This window comes from Gillisia hiemivivida (genome assembly GCF_007997295.1).
GTDB lineage: Bacteria > Bacteroidota > Bacteroidia > Flavobacteriales > Flavobacteriaceae > Gillisia > Gillisia hiemivivida.
The window spans coordinates 118,437-137,766 of sequence record NZ_VORY01000001.1 but is presented as its reverse complement, the minus strand read 5'-3'; the positions used below and the strand labels follow the sequence as shown (position 1 = coordinate 137,766).

The window sequence follows — 19,330 nt, the reverse complement described above, 5'->3', positions numbered from 1 at the left end:
ATAAAAATCAATCCTAAAAACTTTCAATAAGTTTAAAGATGTAAATTCCTATGTAACTAATTGTTTTCATTATAGTTAAGACTGTTTAAAATTTTTGAAACATAGAAAATTTCAATACCTAAACAGAGAGTAAAAGGGATAAAAAAGAGCAAGAAGTCTGATTTATTTATTTCTAAGTTCTTAGATTTTAGTAAAAAAAAGAAAATCACAAATTTTAGCATGCTTATTCCGAGATACACAAAACCCAGTTTGTCTTTTAATATTTTCTGAAATAAAATAATATTGAGTATTAGAAAATAGGTGAATGCAAAGTTGAAGAGGTAACTAAATTTTAAAAGAATTGCATCTTGTTCGGTAATGCCTGGTTCAAGTAATTTTACTTGAACCACGTAGGCCAATCCGAGTATTAAAGAAAAGATTAGAGTAAACTTGAAGGCTTTAATAATATTCATTAAAATTTATTTGTTGAGGCTTTTTAACTGTTTTAAAACTATATACAAGGAGGCAAAAACCCCAAAGAGCACAAAACCAATTGTAAACCAATTTTTGTTTGACGGGTAGCGTTCATCCAACTTTTTGCCTATCCAGGCACAAGCAAAGATGGTTCCTCCCATTTGAAAAGCAATTCCTGATAAAATAGCCCAATTTCTAAGCGGACTTTTCTTCTCGTCTTCCTTCTCCTTTTCCTTCTTTTCTTCCATTTTTTAGAGATTTTACAGCACCTTTCATGGTACAAGTAGCATTAAAAGAAGCACCGGGTTCTATGGATAATTTACCTGCATTCACTTCTCCATCAATAACAGCACAAGACCTTAAAGATAAGGTTTCTTCAACGTTCAGTTCCCCATCAAATGAACCTTCAAAATCGGCGTTCTGGCATGTTAGATTTCCTTTTATTAAACCTCCTTTGCTAATAACCACTTTTCCGGAGGTAGATAAATTTCCTATAAGGCTTCCTTCTATTCTAAAACCACCTTTTGCTTCAATATCTCCAGTAATAACTGTTCCTGCTGATATTCGATTTTGCTCTTTACTGGTTTCTGATTTTTCTTTTGATTTGGTTGTACTATTAAACATAGATTAGGGTTCTTGTTTATTAATTAATTCTATATAAGTATCCAGATTTTTCTTTAGCTGAATTACTCTGTAATTTTCTGAAGAAACTATAACCGGAGTTATCTCAACTTTGTACTTCTTATTGATGTTAAGCAGTTCTGCAAAACCTTCTGCGTTGCTATATGTATCTAGTCCATGAACGACAACAAATTTCAACTTGTCATTGTAAACATCTTGAGAAACAGATAGTCCCGCATAATCCAGCTCCAAAATAGCTTTTTCAAGGACTTCTTTTAAAACATTGCTTTTTTGTTGGGCTGCAACCTCAACGGAATAGAGTAACTTTAAATTAGACGCTGTACTGCTATTTATCTCTAGGGTGCTTTTCTCCATTTCAGGAATTGCGGTATTCAATAATTCTAAGGCGGTAATACCCTCCTGAGTTTGCGGATAATTAGCTGCGATTGTAGATAATTCTTCTTTATAGACATTCACTCCATAAATTCTTCCCATCGCTCTAGCCCTCAATAATTCAATTTTAGGCAACAACTCTTCTTCAGGATATTCATTTACAAAAATCTTTGCCTCTTCAATCACCTTTAAAAATTCAGCTTTTTCAAAAAGAGTATAGAGCTCCTTATATTTGTTTTCAGCTTCATCTTCTTGAGCAATGGCAAGATCTGGATTATTAATCCTAGAGGCATATCTAGAATCTGGATATTGGGTTAAAACCACTTGTTTAAATCTTTCGGCTTCTGAATTATTTCCTCTTTCGAGGTTTATTTTATATAAATAATAATTTGCAGGAATCACTAAACGCTCTTCTTCCGTGAAGTCCAATAAAGCGGTAAGTTTTTCTGAAGCCAAATTGGGCTTGTTGTATTTCTCCTTATAAATTAGTCCTAAGCTGTAATAAGCATCATTTCGCTCTTTTTCTAATTCTGAAATTTGAAGCGGATCACTTGGTATTTGGTCCAGGTAGGTTTGAGCCGTGAATTTAGGGTTGTTGGAAATAATAAGACCGGAAACTTCATCTAAACCATCTTTTTCTATGTTGGTAAAATTACTTGAATTCAATCTCCAATTATCCCTCAATTCTCTTGGCCCCCAAGTTCTAACAAAACTCTCTAGGCCTGAGGAAACCCTTCTTGGGTTATAAAAATAAAAGGTATTTGCTGGATCGTTCCCTCCTAATGCAGGTGGTGCACCCGGGGTGTTACGGGAAGCAGGTATTGTAGGCTGGGTAGCCTCCGGAACTGCCCCTTCTTTTGCTTCAGCTACGGCTTTTTCTTTTAATTCTTCAGCATATCGGGTAAAATAATCTACGCGTTCGTCTTCTGGCATTTCCACAAAGCCTAAGATACTGTCATTTTTTTCTACTATGCTTTCATAAAAAATAACCTCCTTAAGGTTATCTCGTTTGCGTTCAACAAAGAAATAATCACGAGAAGTATTTGGGATCTTGGTTAAGGTACTATCATAATACGCGCTGGCCTCTCGATATAAAGCTTTATCAAAATTTATATTTCCAAGCGTTTCATAATTAAGAGAAAATAAATAATTGTCTTTGGAAGGTTCTCTCAGAGATTTATTATAATAGGATGTTGCGACATTTGTAGAATCTATATGATTGTAATATTCGGCTATCTGAAAATAGATCTTATCCAGAAAAGGCCTGTTTTCCCGATTCTCTTCCATTTCCTTCAAACGTGCTAGCAATATAGCTGGGTCTTCAGTTTCAAAATTGAAATTTCTAGTCTTTTCAATTTGAGCATTCACCAAATATTCTCTAGGCGCTTTCCTGTTGAGTTCTATGACCTCATCAAACGCATAATTTGCACTATCTCTTTGCTTCAGTAAATTATAAAGTTGTCCTTGGATATAGTAATAACGGCCTTTTTCGTCGTTATTACTCGTGTATTCTGCAGCAGTTCTTATAGGTATAATAGCACTATCTGGGTGACTGATATTGATATATGCCTGTGCCAACATCGCATTAGCATCTGCCATATCTTGATCTTTTAATGTTTCAGCCTTAATAATTCGTTTAAGATTTTTAATGGCCAATTTATTATTCTGAAGTCGGATATTGGTTTTTTCCCTCCAGATCTGTGCGTGATTTATAGTATTACTGGCAGGATATTTATGAAGAATATAATTGAAGGCTTCCAAAGCCGGGAAAAATCGTTGATCGAAATAACGTGCTTTTCCAAGCATTAGATAGGCTTCATCTATTTGAGGGTTATTTTCTTTGCCTTCAATAAGCATCGAATGTTTTTGAATGGCCTTAGTTGCTTTTTCTTCAGCAAGCTTAAAAGATTCATTTTTCACCGTTCCGGGCAAAGAGATCTCTTCAGAAATTTGCATTCTTTCTACCGGTAGTATATCCCAGAAATTCTCGTTATAAGAACCTGCAACCTCCTGCTTACCCTGCTCCAGAGCAAGGCCTCCATTATATAGAATATTATACTCTGTACCTATAGCATGCCAACCCCTGTTGATGAACTTATCCTTTTTTCTGGAACAACCGGAAAGCACAATCACCAAAAACAGGCAACCCAATACGTATTTGAATTTATTCAAAATCAATAAGTTCTTGATATTATAAATAACAGAAGTCCTTTACATTTAGTATGCTAAAATACGTTTCTTTTTAGAAATTGATAAGTTGAAAAAGCAATCTAAAAACTAAGCTTCCTCTTTCAAAGTTAAATCCTTGGAGAAATAAGTTTCTAACTCATCTAAAGTAGCTGTAGAAGTCATAAGGTCCTTTACAAGATCTCCCTTATCTAGCAAAACAATCCGTTCACAAACTTCTGTAACATGAATAAGATCGTGACTAGAGATCAAAATAGTAGTTTCCTTTTGGGCGGTGAGGTCTTTAATGATTTTCTTAAGCCTTATTTGTGTGGTTGGATCTAAATTGGCAAATGGCTCATCCAAAATTATCACTTTTGGGCTTCCTATAAGCGCTGCAACGATTCCAACTTTCTTCTGATTTCCTTTGGAAAGGTCTCTCAAATACTTTCGTTTTCCCAAGATCTCATCATGAAAGAAATCTTCAAAAGTTAAAAGCAGTGCATCTACATCGGCTTTATTTTGCTTCCGAAGGTCCCCAATAAAATAGAAGTATTCTTCAGGAGTAAGATATCCAATCAAAAAACTTTCATCTATAAAAGAACTTGTAAACTCCTTCCACTCTTCATTTTGGCTCACGGTAATTTCGTGATTAAAAATATTACCTGTTGTTGGCTGAATAAGATCTAATAACATGCTAAAAAACGTAGTTTTTCCAGCACCGTTATTTCCTACCAAACCCATGCTTTGGCCTGTAGGAATATCCAGATGTTCTATGTTTAGAACCGTGGTTCCATTATATTTCTTTGTAAGATTTGTAGCTGTGATCATGGTTGTAATTTTATTCGCCAGATTGTTTAAAGCCTTCAATCATGGCATATTTTTGTCCCTTATAACGTTGTGCAATAAAACCGATGGCCCGATTCCTTAAAATTAATCCTACTACTCCCAGAACGAATAATACGGTAAGAGCACTTTCAAAAGAAATGAACTTATTAATTATCCAGAAAATAAGTAATGGCATTAACAGGAGAGGAAGTCCTACTATCCACTGTGTAGCTCCCGTTCCTTGGTAATTCATAAATGGGCTTTTATCTAGATCTATTTTCTTCCTGTTAAAAGAACCAGCATAAAGCAAAATGGGAATATTGACCCCTATGTTATAAACTGCGCATATCAAATTAATTAAAAAGATCTTCCAGCCAAAATACAAATATGGGGTTGAAAGAATTGCTAGCACCACTACGCTAAAGGTTATTAAACCCGCTTTGGCTGTTAAGTATTTCTTTAATGGAATATTCTGTGCCATAATAAGTGGATAATATCCCGCATCCCAGGATGGAATGAACTGCCCAAAATTGATCATAAAGATCCCAGTAATAAAGATCCCAGCAAAAACAAAGAATGCCGGCATCTCTTGATAAGCATCATTACCATAAAAGATGAGGCCATAAGCCAGAAACAGAATAGATATGTAAACCGTTGTTTTGGGTCTTTTATTCCTCCAGATCATTTTTAGATCTAGTTGCAAGTACGGTGCTATATCTCCAAATCGTCTGGTCCATAGAAATTCGTTGGTGTTTGCATCTTTTACTTCGTCTTTTAAAGTGGAATCCAAATAAAATTTACTTTCCAAATCTTTCTGGTTCCATTTATAAAAAACGATAACTATAAGAATAGGTGTAAGAGCCAGTAAAGGAAATTCAAGAATTGCATTAAGTCCTTTTCCAAACCAAACACTACTTTCAAATATCTTGAAGTAATCTAAGATTGCTATCACGGCAATGCTTAAAACAACAGGAATTAATGCTTTTATATTATCGGTAAAATTCTTTTTAATTATAAAGTTCGCGTAGTTCACAGAAAGAGTAAGACCTATCATGGCGATCATCCATGCGATTATTGCTCCCGTGCTAAAGGTTTGTTTATAAATATTAAAGATTCCAAAGGGAATAATAATAAGCAAGGGAAGGAAATTGAAGAAAGAGTACAAGGATTTTAGAAGCACAAAATTCACCATTTTTCGTTTCTTGATAGGAAGCAGCATCAATGGTTTGATATCCATGATGGGTAAATTTTGAAGTAAAAACCTATACACCAACTCCAAGACCATCCACACTAAAAACCATCTGTTAACTAAATACAAGGGTTCTTCTCCGGGAAAATATTCGATAATAATTGGATATAGCCCAATGCCAAACATTAAAAATGCAGCTATAAAATATAATGCCAAAAATCCCATTAGAATTTTGAGGCCTATACTCTTGCCTAGGCTTGCCGATCTAAAAAATGATTTCCACTCTAGCGAGAATAAGCGCTTGAACATAATAGTTAATGTTTATATATACAAGTGTGGAAATTTACCAATTTGTTACAAATAAAAAAGGATAGACTTTGTATTTTTGCAGCCAAATTGAATGTTATGAATAAATTTTATAGCCTAAATATAAAAGAAATTATCCGCGAAACTGAACAAGCGGTCAGTTTATCTTTTGAAGTGCCGGATAATCTTAAAGAACTTTTTTCTTTTAAAGCTGGTCAATATATTACTCTTAAAACAAACATAGAAGAAAAAGAAGTAAGAAGAGCCTATTCTTTATGTTCTGCTCCTAATACCAACGAATATAAAGTCACCGTTAAAGAGGTTGAAGGTGGAACTTTTTCTGTTTTAGCAAATAACAAACTTAAAGCTGGAGATGTTTTAGAAGTACATCCACCAGAAGGAAAGTTTGTCTTTGAGCCTAGCAATACCAAACACAACTACGCTGCGTTTGTTGCAGGAAGCGGGATCACACCTGTTTTGTCTATTATTAAGACAGCACTTACCAAGGAGACGGACAGTAAATTCGTGTTGGTATATGGTAATAAAACCCCAGATGATACTATTTTCTTTAAGGAACTCTTAAAACTTCAAATAGAATATCCAGAGCGATTATATATTGAATTTGTTTACAGTAGAACTCAAGAAGAGAATGCTCACTTCGGAAGAATTGAAAATAGTACCGTAAACTACGTGCTGAAAAATAAGTTTGACGATCTAGATTTCGAGAAGTTCTACTTATGTGGGCCAGAAGTAATGATTGATAGCGTTTCTGAAGTTCTGTTGAAAAATGGAATTGAAAAAGAAAAGATCTTATTCGAGCTTTTTACCTCTAGCGATTCTGGAGAAGTTGAAGCCAATTTAGAAGGTGAAACCAAACTTACCGTATTGGTAGATGATGAGGAAATCACTTTTTCTATGAACAAAAAAGACACAGTTCTGGATGCGGCTTTAGAGAAAGATTTAGATGTTCCTTATTCATGTCAAGGTGGAATTTGCAGTAGTTGTATCGCGAGAATTACTGAAGGAAAAGCAGAGATGGCAAAAAACCAGATCCTTACAGATAGTGAGATCGCTGAAGGTTTAATCCTTACATGTCAAGCACATCCTACAACTCCTACCCTAAAGGTCGATTACGACGATGTCTAAGCGCCATTGAGGATTAAATTTCATGTCCCGATAACTTTCAGGATCACTCAAATTTTTGAATTTATTTTCCTCAAGAGAATTAGGGACATATCCAATAGTCTATTCATGAGGTTCTTGATTATCAAACATTCTTTTAAGGCAGATTTAAAACCGAATTGATCTTTAGAACCACTAGTTCTGGAGAGATTGTCCGCATTACATCTTCATATCCATCCGGAACTTTGTTTCCATAGATTGAAGTTGGGATTTGAGGATATTTATTGAGGTCGGGCAAAACACAATTCTCTAAGGGCTGTTCAAAAGATTTAAATCCGGTATATGGATGCGTTACGCCCCAAAGCGTGATCACAGGAATTCCATACATAGCCGCCAAGTGAGCATTCCCACTATCCATAGAGAGCATAGCGTCTAAATTTGAAATAAGTGCCAATTCTTCTTCGAACTTTAATTTTCCCGCAATGGAAGTAACACGCTCGTATTTTTCTGCCAGTTCCTCCAACATCGCTGCTTCCTTTTGTCCTCCACCAAAAAGAAAAACTTGAATTTTCCCTGCGCTGTTTAATTGAGACAATACCTTTTCCATAAGATCTAATGGATATACCTTAGAATTATGTTGAGCAAAGGGTGCTACTCCAATCCATTTTAAAGGATTCTTGCCGGTGATCTCTCCAGTATTTGGTGAGATCTTCTGTTTTTCTGGAAACTCATGTAGACTGAGATCTATAGGGTATCCCAATTCGGCAAAAACATCGGCATAGCGCTCATGTGTTGCTTTTAATTGCTTAAAACCTTTATTGTTTGCTGCGGTTAGCGCCTTCTTCTCTGATCTTCCTTTATCAATTTGCTTAACTGGAATTCCGTAGAAATAAAAAACCGATTTTAAAACATTGCTTCTCAACACGTCATGCATATCGGCTACAGCATCAATACCCAGATCCCTAAGATCTTTGGCTAATCTGCTTAATCCAAAAACACCACTATGAAACCCGTTAATATCAGCTTCATATACACTTACATTTGGGATGTCTGTGAAAATAGGCGCAAAAAAAGCACGAGTAAGTAAGGTTATTTTTAGGCCAGGATAAGTAGCGGCGACTACTCGTAGTATTGGAGCTAACATAGCTACATCACCAAGTGCAGATAGTCTAATAACCAATATATGCGCTCCATCAGATTGTCGCAAATTGCTTTTATCGTTAGATGGTTTCGATATATTGGTTTTCCAACTCATAACTAATTCTTCTTTCTTAGAACAGGGTTCAACTCATCGTCATTGTACATCTTCATCTGCTTGTACACCTTCATGTATTTATCTCCATTTTGGATATCTTCAAGTAATCTATCTATTGCTGAAGAAAGATCTACGCGTTGTTCCAAAAGAACATTCAGTTTAATTTCACATTTATTGCGGTGATCTTCAGAAGCATCTCCCCTATTAGCCTCTTCATCCATATGGTAGATTTTTAATGCTAAAATAGAAAGTCTGTCTATTGCCCAAGCAGGACTTTCAGAATTAATAGTTGCAGAGGAGTTAACCGTTACTTCCTTGAATTTTTTCAGAAAATAGCTATCAATAAACTCCACCATATCTGTGCGGTCTTGGTTAGACGCATCTATTTGTCGCTTTAATGTTAAAGCTGCAACTGGGTCTATATTAGGATCGCGAATAATATCTTCATAATGCCACTGTACAGTATCTATCCAACACTTTCTAAAAAGTAAATGTTCTATAAGTTGAGTGTCTTTATTGTAAGGATTTTCAAATGATTGATCTACAGAGTTAACCAAATGATACTTATCTATTACCTCTTTGAAGATCTTATTTGCTTTAGCTGAAAACATGTTTGATTTATTATATTATTTATGAAAAATGCAACTCCTTATAGGGATCTTCAATTTAATTGAAATTTCTACAGGAAAACAAAGGTATTATATTTTGAAATATTGGAAAGCCTGAAGATATTTATATCCGAAGCTTCTAAATAAGTTGAATTATAGAAAGATCGGAAGCAAAATAGGCATTAAAATAAGCGCAATTAAAAGCACTTCCTTAAAACCCTTCTCTTTATTACTGTCAAAATAATTAGATGCTATTATCGAGAATGGAACAAAGAAAAATAGCAACTCGCTGCCATTCTTCACAGGAGATAGGATCGCCACAAAAACAGAAATCAGTAGCGTAATGAACACCAACATGTAGGTGAGTCTAGATCTAATTCCAGATTTTTGAAAGAGTTTAAAATAGTGAGATAGCGTCCATAAGGTTAATGCCAAGATGATGCTTATGGGAATTAGAACGCTTAGATTTTGATAGTTTTCGAATTCAAAAGAACTCTCCTGAAACCAGGCAGCCCAGGTATAAAATGCGTCATTGACCAAAAGATGAAAGGCAGTAACTAATATAAAAACTATGAAAATTGCAACTAGTGGAATCAGCCAGTTTTTAAAATAATTTATTGCATGAAATAATATGCCGCTGTAAACAATAAAAATAAAAAGAATAGACCAAAAATAGAAAAGCGATGCAATACAAATCCAAAAAGTAGCATCAAAGATCTTTAGAGGAATATCCTTTCTAGACTTTAAACTTATCACTCTTCTTAAAGAAAGTAGAATGCAAAAGTTGGCCACAATTATTTGATTATCCTGCAAAATCGCCCAAAAGGAAACCGAGCAGACTGCAAATATTAGAATCTTAAAACCGCTCCTTTTGGTAAGTTCGTTCTTTTTTGCAATAAAATCTAGCACCATTGCACTCACCAAAAAACTCAACAACACCCCAAATTTTGTAAAAATGGTGTACATTTCAAATTCCTGAAATACTGGTTTCAAATTAGCCAAAATGTAAAAAACAGTCATAAAAAGAATGACCGTTAACAAAATTACTGGTTTAGATTTGCTAAAAAAGCTTGTTAGCATGTTCGTTTTTTATATTTTTGTACTATAATATAACAAAGTTATACAATGAAAGATTTTTTTGAAGGAATCGCTTGGCTTTTTACAGAAATATTATTTATTCCTTTTAATGCCTTAAGAGAATTACAAGACGAATATTGGTTTCTAGCCAATTTTATGAACTGGATTTTTGTGATTATATGTTTTGCAGCTTTAGTTTACTGGATGTTGCAGTTGAAAAAATTTAACGATAACGATGAAGAAGATCGTGATCCGAAAGCACATTCATTCCTAGGCTAAGTCAAAACCTAGATCTTTTCTATAATACATCTTATCAAAATGAAGCTTATCTACATTTTGATAAGATTTTTTTAATGCCTCTTTGTAATCCTTTCCAAAGGAAGTTACCGCAATTACTCTTCCTCCATTTGTTACCACTTTACCATCTTTTTGAGTAGTTCCTGCATGAAAGACAAGGGAATCCTCAATTTCATTTAATCCCGTAATTTCAGCACCCTTTTCGTAAGCTTCCGGATATCCACCAGAAACCAGCATAACTGTAGCTGCAGTTTTTGGGGAGATCTTTATATTTACTTCATTTAATTTCTGATCTTTCAAGGATTGGAAAAGCTCTACTAGATCACTTTCTATTCTTGGTAGAACCACTTCGGTTTCAGGATCTCCCATTCTTACGTTATATTCTATCACGTAAGGTTCCTCTCCAACTTTTATCAGGCCTATAAACACAAAGCCTTTATAATCTATATTTTCCTTTTGAAGTCCCTTAATCGTTGGTTTTACAATACGTTCTTCAATCTTATTCATCAATACCTCATCTGCAAAAGGAACCGGAGAGATTGCTCCCATGCCTCCTGTATTCAAACCCGTATTTCCTTCCCCTATTCTTTTATAATCTTTAGCCGTTGGCAGGATCTTATAATTTTTCCCATCGGTCAAGACAAAAACACTTAATTCTATACCGTCTAGAAATTCCTCTATTACGACTTTTTCACCCGCATTTCCGAATTTGCTATTAACAAGCATGTGTTCCAGTTCTTTTTTAGCTTCCTCCAGGTCTTCAAGGATTAGAACTCCTTTTCCTGCGGCAAGGCCATCTGCTTTAAGCACATATGGCGCTTTTAAGGTTTCTAAAAACGATTTTCCTGCTTCCAGACTTTCAGCAGTAAAACTTTGATAAGCAGCTGTTGGAATATTATGCATAGACATGAATTCCTTAGCTCTTTCTTTACTTCCTTCCAGTAAAGCTCCTCTTTTGGAAGGTCCTACAACAGCTATTTCACTTAATTCAGGGTCGTTTGTGAAGAAATCTGCAATACCAAGAACTAAAGGATCTTCTGGTCCTACAATTAGCATTTCCACATTTTCTTTTAGAACAAACTCCTTGATTGTTTCAAAATTAGTTACCTTCAAATTGATATTAGTAGCTATTTTGGCAGTTCCTGCATTACCAGGAGCAACAAAAAGTTGCTTGCAATGTTTGCTCTCTAAAATCTTGTGAGCAAATGCATGTTCACGGCCACCGGCACCTAATATCAAAATATTCATGTGGAAGTTGTTTTAAGTTCTTGCCCCAAAAATAATTGTTTGTAAATTGAAGCACTAATAATTTCGAATAAATTAAAGCACTCCCAGCCTTTGAATTGGTTCAAAATCTCACTTCAGCTTAATAAATTCCCTATAAATAGGGCGCAAAAGCTATTACAAGAAATTCAGGATATTCCAGAGGAAGAATTTGAAGATTATGTACATAATCGGAGGAAAGCCATTGTAAATTATCATTTATCGCATAACTCTTATTATAAAGATTTCTTCGGAAATAAAGAATTTACAGATTGGGAAGAGGTGCCGGTAATGCAAAAGTCAGATCTGCAGAGACCTTTAAACGATAGGCTTAGCAAGAAATATAATAAAAAGAACAGCTATATAGGGAAGACCTCTGGTTCCAGTGGGCATCCATTTATTTTTGCAAAAGATCGATTTTGCCATGCGGTAACCTGGGCCGAGTTTATAAACCGATATAAGTGGATAGATATAGACCTCAACAAATCTTTACAGGCTAGGTTTTACGGGATCCCTTTAGATTTCTACGGAAATTTAACGGAACGATTCAAAGATCAGGTAAGCTTGCGAAGAAGATTTAACGTCTTCGATCTTAGCGAAAAGAAGATGGAAGAATTTTTAATTCGATTTAAAAAATCTGAATTCGACTATATTAATGGATATACCAGCGCAATTTTACTTTTTGCAAAATATTTAAAAAAACAAAAAATTGTTTTAAAAGAAACCTGTCCCACTTTGAAAGTTTGTATTGTTACTTCAGAAAAACTTTTTGAGAATGATAAGAAGCTTATTGAAGCAACATTCGGAATCCCTGTATTTAATGAGTACGGAGCAAGCGAAGTAGGGCTTATCGCTTTTGAAAATACTGATAACGAATGGATAGTAAATGCAGAGAGCTTGTTTATAGAGATCTTGGACGATAATAATAGAAGCTTGCCATATGGCGAGGAAGGAAGAATTGTTATTACCTCTCTATATAATAAAGCACATCCAATGATTCGGTATGACATTGGAGATACCGGTACCTTGGCAAAGAACAGTACTTTTAAACATCCTGTACTATTAAATCTTACCGGGAGAACTAATGATGTGGCACGCTTGGCAGATGGAAAAGTAGTCCCCGGACTTACTTTTTATTATGTGACCAAATCTATTATTGAAGATGCTGGAAGCATTAAAGAATTTCTAATTATACAAACTGCGTTAGATAAATTTAAAATAGAATATGTTAGTGAGAATATCCTTTCTGATGGGCAGGTTCAGAAAATATTAGCTGCCATAGAGACTTTCGTGGGTAAAAATCTCCAAGTAGAATTTGAGAAAATGCCAATTCTAAAAAGAAATAAAAGTGGGAAATTGAAACAGTTTACTTCCATCATTTAGAAACTACCTGCTTTTTCTTAATAAAGAAATGTTCCTTTAAAAAAACTCCCATTTTCACTAAGCTCTTAAGCTTACTATATTTCAAAAATTCTCTGTATATCAAATAGTTATATTTTAATAGGGCGGTCTTATTATTGGAAATAGAATTTTCTCTAATTCGATATTTGGCTAATGGTTCTATGATTCCTTTTGTGGATTCTATCCGCTTCAAAATAGCTAACCATAATGCCCAATCCTGCCTTTTTCTTAATATAGGACTATAGATTTTCCCCAGTTTCTCAACCTTATAAATTCCAGTAAGATTCCCTACATAATTAGATTTGAGTAATTTTTTATAGGAGAGAATAGGCAAAGCTTGAATTTTTTTATGAAGCTCCTGCCCAGATTCATTTATTAGATAATAACTAGAATAGGTCATTTCAAGATCGCGCCTTTTCATGAAATCTAATTGAGCTTCTAACTTCTTGGGGAGCCAAAGATCGTCGGCGTCTAAAAATGCAATATATGAGCCCTGAGCTGCTTTTATACCAATGTTCCTGCTGATGCCCGTTCCCTTATTTGTTTTATTCTGAAAAAGTTGAATTCTGGGATCTGATGACGCGAATTTTTCGATGATTTCAACTGTATTATCTTCAGAAGCATCATCTATTATCAATAATTCCCAGTTAGAATGAAATTGATGCAAAACAGATTGAATCGATTCAGCAATAAATTTAGCCGAATTATATGCAGGCATTATTACCGATACTAATGGCGATTCTTCCATTTAGCTGTTATTAGCGTCTTATGTGCTTTGCGAAATCCTTATGCTCACTCTTAAACAATTCCTCTTTAGTAAGGTTTTTAAAGTAATCGTAGGTGATCTTCATCCCATCTTCCCTAGAAACTTTAGGTTCCCAACCTAAGATCTCCCTAGCTCTAGTAATATCAGGTTGACGTTGCATTGGATCGTCCTCTGGTAAAGGCACACAAATTATTTTTTGATTGGTATTGGTAAGTTTAATTATTTCATCTGCAAATTCTCTGATAGTAATTTCATCGGGATTACCAATATTCACCGGATCTGAATAGTCACTTAAAAGCAATCTAAAAATTCCTTCTACCTGATCATCTACATAACAAAAAGAACGAGTTTGAGAACCGTCTCCAAACACAGTAAGATCTTCTCCCCTTAATGCTTGGCCGATAAATGCAGGAATTACTCGACCATCATTTAATCTCATTCTTGGGCCATACGTATTAAAGATTCTGGCAATCCTAGTTTCTAAGCCATGAAAACGATGATAGGCCATAGTCATGGATTCCTGAAAACGTTTTGCTTCATCGTACACCCCGCGTGGACCTATGGAATTCACATTCCCATAATAATCCTCTGTTTGTGGATGCACCAACGGATCTCCATAAATTTCTGATGTCGATGCGATTAAAATTCGCGCATTTTTTTCCTTAGCTAAACCAAGTAGATGCAATACTCCAACAGAGCCTACTTTTAAAGTCTGAATTGGTATTTTTAAATAATCTATTGGGCTTGCCGGAGAGGCAAAATGCAGAATATAATCTAGTTCTCCAGCAACATGTACATATTTTGTGATATCATGATGATAGAATTCAAAGTTTTCCATCTTTAAAAGATGTTCGATATTTTTCATATCTCCAGTAATCAGGTTATCCATCCCAATTACCTTATAACCTTCTTTTATGAATCTATCGCATAGATGAGAGCCTAAAAACCCTGCCGCTCCAGTTATTAATATCCTTTTAGACATCTAAAATCTTTATCTAATTATTATTGTATAATTCTAAAACGGCGTCCTGCCATGAGGCCACTTCAACCTCAAAATTGGTCTTTAATTTAGTTTTATCTAAAACGCTATTTTCAGGCCTTTCTGCAATAGTTTTATAAGAATTATCCTCATTTAAAAGAACCTCGTCACATTTATTGGAAAGTCTTAAGATCTCTTTTGCAAATCCGTGCCAGGTAGTTTCCCCTGCATTACTATAGTGGTATAAACCATAGTTTTCATTCTCTTCCTTTATGATTTGAACTAGTAGTTCAGCAAGATGATTTGCGTTGGTAGGTGTCCCTTTTTGAGCAGTGGTTATATTTAAAGTAGCATTTTCTGCAGCTTTATTTAAAATGGTCTTATAAAAATTATGCCCATATTCAGAATACAACCAAGAGGTGCGAAAAATAAAATGATAGCCAATTGTATTCTGGATGTGTTGCTCCCCTTTTAATTTTGAAGCGCCATACACGTTAATTGGATTTGTTTTATCCTCTTCTTTATATTGGCTAGTATTGGTGCCATCAAAAACATAATCTGTAGAGATATGAATAAGCACCGTTTTATGCTTTCGGCAGATTTCAGCTAAATTTTTTACTGCTTCAGCATTTATACTGAAAGCTTTTTCCTTATCAGATTCGGCTTTTTCAACATTGGTATAGGCCGCGCAATTAATACAATAGTCTATTTGTTTGTTTCCAAAGCACATACTTAGGTCACAAGTTGAAGTAATGTCGATTTCTGAAGAGTCCATAAATAGCCAATCGATCGTATCTTCTTTTGCCGCAATTTTTTGAATACACTTACCTAATTGTCCAGATGCTCCCGTTACCAATACCGTTTTCATGAAAATAATTCTTTGAGTGTTGGTAATTTAGTGTCTTTTTCTGACAGAATTAACTCATCCTCAGTAAATTTCCAATCTATTGCAAGATCCGGATCATTATAGATAATTCCAGATTCTGAGCCCGGATAATAAAACCGATCGCATTTATAAGAAAAAACAGAAGTTTCAGACAAGGTGATAAATCCATGTGCAAAACCCTGAGGTATAAATAATTGATGCTGATTCTGATCGGATAAAATGATACTATAAGACTCTTTAAATGTTGGAGAGTCTGGTCTTAGGTCTACTACAACATCCAATACTTCGCCATAAATTACACGAACGAGTTTAGCCTGAGCGAACCCACCAGATTGGAAATGCAAACCACGTAATACCCCTTTTTTAGATACCGATTGGTTATCCTGGACAAATTCCAGATCTAAGCCTGTAATTTCATTAAATTTCTTTTTGTGATAACTCTCTAAAAAAATACCCCGATGGTCTGGATATACCTGTGGTGTTAAAATAAAACAATCTTTTAGAGGGGTGTTTTCAAACTTCATTAAACTATGAATTAAAAATTTGTTCTAATATTTTTTCGGTGATCAAATAAGTTGGCTTTACACCTGTAGTCCCTAAACCACCAGATGCTAATGTGCTTCCCGTCTCAAGCGGATTATCTGAAGCGTAATAAGCATATCTTACTTTTACATCTTCTTTAATATTCCCTCTCAATCTGGAAGCAGATTGAATTGCTTTTTGATAATGTACTCCTTCCATTTCCAATCCAACTACATCCCATGTAGATTCCTGAAAGAATTTTAAAATATCACGATTCTGAAGCGATGTTCCAAGGACTGTGATCATAGAGCCATCTACGACCTTTATGCCATTCCCGTCAAGATCCTCCTTTTTGAGCTCATTATAAAACGGGTAGTTATCTGCTGTTCCTTCAAATAAATGCGCTGAAGGGATCATGATATCACCTTTCCCTCCATCTAAAATTCCTGCTTTACCCATGATAGAAACCGAATCTACATTCAAATGAATCTCATTGTCTTCATATCTATATGGTTTCAGTAGTTCATCCATAGTTTCATAGGCTTGTTCTCCAAAAGCGTAATCCATTACAACTATAACTGGTTTGTCATTTATAGACTTATTGTTAAAATTCGGACTTCTATAACCATTTTTTATCTTTGCAGTATCAAAAACCTGCACGTCTATATTGGTTCCGCTAGTGTCTTCAATAAATTTCATTCCATTTTCTAGAGCAACTTTCATTACTTTATTTCTAAGTTGGCCATTTCCGCTATTGCTCAACTCCTCATAAACTTGCATTGGTTTCTTTTCCTTCAACTCCTCTTCTAAAGCAATTGGGCTAAAAAGAGTATTCATAACACTGTGCATATTCGCACTAATAATATGAATTGGCCTGTACATTAAATTATTCTCCACCAAATATTGCTTGATAGAATCTGCCCAGATCTCCCCATGTATATGGTGGCCTAAACGCTCTCTAAGTACAGGGCTAAAGGTTACAATTCTCTTATTGTTATTTATGGTCTCGTCCATTGCCAGTTTCCCTAACCAATAAATAATCTCCAGAAAACGCTCTTCGTTCTCAGGGGTCATAAATTTAGGATACATAGTAGTAACCTCTTTAAAGGTTCTTCCCAGAATATTGGCAGTATGCGTAAGTGCTATTTCTCTCTCATTTTGAGTTAAGCTAGGTTTTAAAACCGCCGCTTCCAGCTTCATCCAATCTCGTGTAACACTTCCTTCTTCATCTATAATTACGCGTCGCATAATTTTATGCGATTCTATAAATAGGAAAGTAAGATGAGTAAGAATATCATAGATCTCAGATCTACCCCGAGTTACCTCAATATTCATTTGCTCTTCATCTATTCTATAACAGTTTCTTCTTCTTTTGGGTGGAACAATTGGTGTAAAATGAGAGTTCGCATAGCCCTCGTCACTTGTTAGATTGATGAATCTACACTGTTCTATTCCAACAGGAAGCCGCTCTATTACATATAATAGTCCGTCTAATTCTACTTTTTCTTCTGCAATAGTTCCGTAGATTTCTGGTCTTAATGTGAGCAAAGATTCTCTTAGAGTTTCTCCAGAAATTCCCATGGGCTTATAAAATCCGCGATTAAATAAATGTCGCATGGTTATATACATTCGCTCTATTGCATTAGTACTTTCTTGCGCTCGGGTTCTTCCCATCAATTTCAAATTCACCATATATTATTGCTTTATATTTTTTCCAAAACCTCTGCGATCTTTCTGTCGTTAGAGAGTCTTGGTAGTTTATTTTGTCCTCCCAGTTTTCCAATAGATTTCATATACTGCTGAAATCCATTCTCGGGAATTTTTTTAATTTTTAATTGCTGAAGGATCTTGCCTTCTATCAAATCTAAATAATAAGAATTTTGTTCTTGCATAGATTGGTCTAAGATCTCCAAAAACTGCTGAAAATCCTTAGGTTCTTTTTCAAATTCTACGAACCATTCATGATAAGGTAACTGCTCGCCTTCTGGAGTGATTTGCGGAGCTACCGTAAATTCTGTGATTCTACTTCCCGTCTTTGAAGTTGCTTCTTGCATTGCCTGTTCTACTTCTTTAGCAATAACATGTTCTCCAAATGCCGAAATAAAATGTTTTATCCGCCCAGAAACAATCAATTTATATGGTTTTACTGAAGTGAACTGAACTGTATCTCCCAAATTATAACCCCACAAACCAGCTGTATTAGAAACGATCATTACATAATCTACCTCTACTTCTACTTCTCCTATAGTTAATCGTTTAGGCTTTTCGTCAAAGAATTCCTCAGACTTTATAAACTCATAGAAGATTCCGGAATCCAATTGAAGTAACATTCCCTTATCTCCCTGTTTATCTTGAAAAGCAAAAAACCCTTCAGAAGCAGGATATAGTTCTATACTATCTACTTTTCTTCCTATTAAGTTTTCAAACTTAGCGCGATAGGGCTCGTAATTTACGCCGCCATATATAAACAGATCGAAATTCTTGAACAAATCTCCCACCTTTTTTCCTGTGGTCTGCTGAAGGTTTTCAAAATACATTTGGACCCAAGATGGTATACCGCTTATCACGGTCATATCTTCATCTTTTGTTTCTCCTACTATCGCACTTACCTTTGTTTCCCAATCTTCAATGCAATTAGTTTTTAAACTAGGTAACCTATTCTTCTGAAGATACGAAGGGACAAAATGTGCAACGATCCCAGATAATCTGCCCAGTTTCACTCCGTTCTTCTCTGTTAACTCGGGGCTTCCCTGCAAGAAGATCATTTTTCCGTCCACAAATTTAGACTTCCCAGTTTCGGCTATATAGCATAAAATGGCATTTCTAGCCGCGTTAATATGAGTGGGCATAGATTCCTTAGTAAGAGGAATATATTTTGCACCACTTGTGGTCCCAGAAGTTTTGGCATAATAAAGTGGTTTTCCAGGCCACAGTATATTTTCTTCTCCTGCTACCATTTTATCTACATACAGCTTCAGTTCTTCATAATCGCGAACGGGAACATTAGATGCAAATTCTTTATAATTATTGATGTTTTTAAAATGATGATCTAAACCAAACTGAGTGTTCTTAGCTTTTTCCAAAAGTTCTTTAAAAACTCTTTTCTGTGTAGCTTCTGGATTAGAAGCCCACTTATTAATTTTATTGCGAATGTGCTTTGCAAAGATCTTTGCAGCAATGGATTTTATAGACATAAAA

At 35.0% G+C, this 19,330-nt stretch carries 18 protein-coding genes; 3 read left to right on the top strand and 15 right to left on the bottom strand.

The window, feature by feature from the left end:
* Positions 1-458: 458 nt before the first annotated feature.
* The 5 genes from ES724_RS00590 to ES724_RS00570 form a co-directional block, all read right to left on the bottom strand.
* Entirely contained in the window at positions 459-701 is a 243-nt protein-coding gene (locus ES724_RS00590; RefSeq protein WP_146928240.1) for an AtpZ/AtpI family protein, read from the bottom strand.
* On the bottom strand, positions 649-1,077 hold the full coding sequence (locus ES724_RS00585) for a bactofilin family protein (RefSeq protein WP_146928238.1): 429 nt from the start codon (positions 1,075-1,077) through the stop codon (positions 649-651). The genes ES724_RS00590 and ES724_RS00585 overlap by 53 nt, the downstream gene beginning before the upstream one ends.
* A 3-nt stretch (positions 1,078-1,080) precedes the next feature.
* A complete protein-coding gene (gene porW / locus ES724_RS00580; RefSeq protein WP_146928236.1) occupies positions 1,081-3,639 on the bottom strand; it encodes a type IX secretion system periplasmic lipoprotein PorW/SprE in 2,559 nt (852 codons plus the stop codon).
* A 105-nt stretch (positions 3,640-3,744) separates the two neighbouring features.
* The gene (locus ES724_RS00575) at positions 3,745-4,464 is read right to left on the bottom strand and encodes an ABC transporter ATP-binding protein (protein WP_146928234.1); all 720 of its coding nucleotides are present in this window, start codon (positions 4,462-4,464) and stop codon (positions 3,745-3,747) included.
* Between the two features lie 10 nt (positions 4,465-4,474).
* Entirely contained in the window at positions 4,475-5,959 is a 1,485-nt protein-coding gene (locus ES724_RS00570; protein ID WP_246136784.1) for a DUF5687 family protein, read from the bottom strand.
* 96 nt (positions 5,960-6,055) lie between these two features.
* Here ES724_RS00570 and ES724_RS00565 point away from each other — a divergent pair, with 96 nt between their 5' ends.
* Positions 6,056-7,102 (top strand): ferredoxin--NADP reductase, encoded by a 1,047-nt coding sequence (locus ES724_RS00565; RefSeq protein WP_146928233.1) that lies wholly within the window; start codon positions 6,056-6,058, stop codon positions 7,100-7,102.
* Positions 7,103-7,235: 133 nt separating this feature from the next.
* Here ES724_RS00565 and ES724_RS00560 read toward each other — a convergent pair whose 3' ends face one another.
* The 3 genes from ES724_RS00560 to ES724_RS00550 all read right to left on the bottom strand — a co-directional run bounded on the left by ES724_RS00560 (position 7,236) and on the right by ES724_RS00550 (position 10,021).
* Positions 7,236-8,333 (bottom strand): glycosyltransferase family 9 protein, encoded by a 1,098-nt coding sequence (locus ES724_RS00560; protein WP_146928231.1) that lies wholly within the window; start codon positions 8,331-8,333, stop codon positions 7,236-7,238.
* A gap of 2 nt (positions 8,334-8,335) precedes the next feature.
* Entirely contained in the window at positions 8,336-8,944 is a 609-nt protein-coding gene (locus ES724_RS00555) for a DUF4254 domain-containing protein (RefSeq protein ID WP_146928229.1), read from the bottom strand.
* Positions 8,945-9,094: 150 nt separating this feature from the next.
* Positions 9,095-10,021: a DUF6427 family protein gene (locus ES724_RS00550; RefSeq protein WP_146928227.1), complete on the bottom strand. Its 927-nt coding sequence runs from the start codon at positions 10,019-10,021 to the stop codon at positions 9,095-9,097.
* A 45-nt stretch (positions 10,022-10,066) separates the two neighbouring features.
* Here ES724_RS00550 and ES724_RS00545 point away from each other — a divergent pair, with 45 nt between their 5' ends.
* A complete protein-coding gene (locus ES724_RS00545; protein ID WP_146928225.1) occupies positions 10,067-10,297 on the top strand; it encodes a DUF6341 family protein in 231 nt (76 codons plus the stop codon).
* Here ES724_RS00545 and purD read toward each other — a convergent pair.
* Positions 10,289-11,563 (bottom strand): phosphoribosylamine--glycine ligase, encoded by a 1,275-nt coding sequence (purD, locus tag ES724_RS00540; protein WP_146928224.1) that lies wholly within the window; start codon positions 11,561-11,563, stop codon positions 10,289-10,291. The two genes, ES724_RS00545 and purD, sit on opposite strands and share 9 nt — an antisense overlap.
* Before the next feature lie 90 nt (positions 11,564-11,653).
* Between purD and ES724_RS00535 the strand changes: the two genes are divergently transcribed.
* Positions 11,654-12,961, top strand: a complete 1,308-nt coding sequence (locus ES724_RS00535) for a phenylacetate--CoA ligase family protein (protein ID WP_146928222.1) — start codon at positions 11,654-11,656, stop codon at positions 12,959-12,961.
* Here ES724_RS00535 and ES724_RS00530 read toward each other — a convergent pair.
* Genes ES724_RS00530 through ES724_RS00505 form a run of 6 tightly spaced genes read right to left on the bottom strand, consistent with a single transcriptional unit; the run spans position 12,954 to position 19,326 of the window.
* A complete protein-coding gene (locus tag ES724_RS00530; RefSeq protein WP_146928220.1) occupies positions 12,954-13,727 on the bottom strand; it encodes a glycosyltransferase family 2 protein in 774 nt (257 codons plus the stop codon). The genes ES724_RS00535 and ES724_RS00530 overlap by 8 nt on opposite strands.
* A gap of 10 nt (positions 13,728-13,737) precedes the next feature.
* Complete coding sequence (locus ES724_RS00525) at positions 13,738-14,727, bottom strand: UDP-glucuronic acid decarboxylase family protein (protein ID WP_146928218.1); 990 nt, start codon at positions 14,725-14,727, stop codon at positions 13,738-13,740.
* Positions 14,728-14,740: 13 nt separating this feature from the next.
* Positions 14,741-15,592: a dTDP-4-dehydrorhamnose reductase gene (gene rfbD / locus ES724_RS00520; RefSeq protein WP_146928216.1), complete on the bottom strand. Its 852-nt coding sequence runs from the start codon at positions 15,590-15,592 to the stop codon at positions 14,741-14,743.
* Positions 15,589-16,134, bottom strand: coding sequence for a dTDP-4-dehydrorhamnose 3,5-epimerase (gene rfbC, locus ES724_RS00515; protein WP_146928214.1), 546 nt, complete (start codon positions 16,132-16,134; stop codon positions 15,589-15,591). The genes rfbD and rfbC overlap by 4 nt, the downstream gene beginning before the upstream one ends.
* Positions 16,135-16,138: 4 nt before the next feature.
* Positions 16,139-17,824 carry a DUF6909 family protein gene (locus ES724_RS00510; protein WP_146928212.1) on the bottom strand — a complete coding sequence of 562 codons (1,686 nt, stop codon included), beginning with the start codon at positions 17,822-17,824 and terminating at the stop codon, positions 16,139-16,141.
* 11 nt (positions 17,825-17,835) lie between these two features.
* Positions 17,836-19,326 (bottom strand): GH3 family domain-containing protein, encoded by a 1,491-nt coding sequence (locus tag ES724_RS00505; RefSeq protein ID WP_146928210.1) that lies wholly within the window; start codon positions 19,324-19,326, stop codon positions 17,836-17,838.
* Positions 19,327-19,330: the final 4 nt, after the last annotated feature.